The organism is Polaromonas sp. P1_E3 (genome assembly GCF_056405935.1).
In genome coordinates this window covers 1-2,101 of sequence record NZ_JBFUBD010000436.1, presented here as the reverse complement: position 1 = coordinate 2,101, position 2,101 = coordinate 1, and the positions used below count along the sequence as shown (strand labels likewise).

The window sequence follows — 2,101 nt, the reverse complement described above, 5'->3', positions numbered from 1 at the left end:
GAGCATGGGAAGCAGGCCATAAGCCACGGACCAATCAGCCGCAACAGGAAATCGCTCAACGCTAAACGCGATGCCGCGCAACAAGGCATGGTGTCCTGCCAGCAGGAAAAAAAGCAGGACAGCGAAGGTATTGAATGCGGAAGTCAGGATCGGCACCTGACGCCGCGTAACAGGGTCGAAAACCTGTGCGATGCCAAACCCGATCTGGACGTCCAGGAGCCGCCCGGCGATATCAAACGCAGAAAACGCCAGCAGCACCCCAAGCCCCAGCGTCGCACCCAGCGCGAGCTCTGCCATCGCAGAGGTAAATACCGCCGAGTGACCAACGACCGGGGCTGCAGCACCCGGTGCAAGTCCCAGCGCAAGGATGAATGACAACGATAGCAGCATTAAAACCCGCACCGTCACCGGGATTGGCATCGCGTAGAGGACCGGTGTCAACACGAAGACGCCCGCAATTCGTATCGAAAGCAGAATTACCGCCTGCAAGGGCGGCAGCGCCCATTTCTGGGAAGCCCAGGACCATCCAGCTCCAAGTTCGGCAATCACGCGGGAACCTAGAACATGGCAGGAATACCTGCCCATAGCTGAGTAAAGTAAGCGCTGAGCTTGCGCAGCATCCAGGGGCCAAAAACGATAAGCGCAATGCCAGCCGTCATCAGCTTGGGGACAAACGTCAGGGACATTTCCTGTACCTGCGTAACTACCTGAACAATGCTGATTAGCAAACCTGTGAGCATGGTCAAACCAAGAACGGGCAGACACACAAGGAATCCCATCCAGAATAGGTCCGACATCATTTTTAAAGCCAGGTCAGCATGCATTCTGTTATGTGCTCCCGCACCCATGGTTTGTTGTAGTTACACATGCAAACGAAAGAAGGTCCGCCGTCATCCTGGCGCATTCCGGTGGTGACCGGTGGTGGCTGACTTTCTGCTCCCTGTGCCGCTTACAGCATAAGCGGGAATCGAAGATCACTGCGGTTGCAGCTGTCACCTGGAGCTCCTGTCGCAGCTACAGAATCGCTGCAAAGGCACAGGTGCGATCGCATAGGTGCGTGGCGCAAGTCTTTCGCGGTAAGCTTTTTTGTTTGGCATTTCCCAAGGTGCCCATGGCGGGACCTTCTCCCTGTTATTTGTTCCGAACTGTATCGCAAACTTCAGAATTTGCGACGGCAGTTACGTTATTTTCAATACCGATTTGGGTACTAATTACTTAGCTATTTCCAAACCACTGGAAATAGATATTGCTTTCCGAATTGGTTGCTTGCTACTCCTTAGCTGGCTAAGAATTTTTTCCCCTCCCAGTCACATCTTTCTCCTTTTTTTGATGGGGCAAATCCCCCATGGGGCAACTAAATGAGATTTGGCAGTTGGCAATTAACGATCTGAAAGGCTGTTGCGTTCCTGTACAGGAATTTTTTGACCCTGCCGCCTGTAACGCCATTTATTAACGTGCATTCTTGAGTTGCGTCGGAATTGTTCCTTCCGTTCAGGAGTCCGTCATGTGCACCTTGCGTCAGTGGCTCTGCATCGTCCTTTCAAGCTTATTGCTGTCCGGCGCGCCGTGGCTTGCCACTGCGCATGCAGCCACCGTGCAACCCCCGGCGGCACAAGCCATGTTGGACGCGCTGACCCGGGCTACGACGGCAGTGGTTGGCGTCAAAGTCACAGCAATGGAAGATGCACGCTCGGCCGAAACGCTGGGCTTGCGCCGAGCCGGCTCGGGTGTGCAAATCAGCCCGGACGGGCTCATCCTCACCATCGGCTACCTGATGCTGGAAGCCGAACACATCGAGATCGTGACGCAGGACAACCGCACTTTGCCGGCCCGCGCGGTCGCCTACGACCTGGCCACCGGCTTCGGGCTGTTGCGCCCCTTGCTGCCGCTGCGCGGCGTGGGCGTGGCGGCGCTGGGCAAAGGCACAGACCTGCAACCCGGCGAGCCGCTGATGGCCGTCACGGGTCCGCAGGCCGATGAGGACGGTGACGTGAGCATGACACGGCTGGTCAGCCGCCGCGCATTTTCCGGAAGCTGGGAATACCACATCGAATCGGCGCTGTTCACCAGTACGCCTGTGCTGGCGAGCGGCGGCAACCAC

General features: G+C 56.7%; 3 protein-coding genes. 1 reads left to right on the top strand and 2 read right to left on the bottom strand.

Annotated features, from left to right (window positions below):
• Together AC1D0Z_RS20240 and AC1D0Z_RS20235 are read right to left on the bottom strand one after the other, a co-directional pair.
• Positions 1–549: flagellar biosynthetic protein FliR (locus tag AC1D0Z_RS20240; protein ID WP_477659961.1), on the bottom strand; the 549-nt coding region annotated here is incomplete at its 3' end.
• Between the two features lie 8 nt (positions 550–557).
• The gene (locus AC1D0Z_RS20235; RefSeq protein ID WP_477659960.1) at positions 558–824 is read right to left on the bottom strand and encodes a flagellar biosynthetic protein FliQ; all 267 of its coding nucleotides are present in this window, start codon (positions 822–824) and stop codon (positions 558–560) included.
• Positions 825–1,504: 680 nt separating this feature from the next.
• Here AC1D0Z_RS20235 and AC1D0Z_RS20230 point away from each other — a divergent pair.
• A partial coding sequence (locus tag AC1D0Z_RS20230; RefSeq protein WP_477659959.1) for a trypsin-like peptidase domain-containing protein occupies positions 1,505–2,101 on the top strand: 597 nt, incomplete at its 3' end.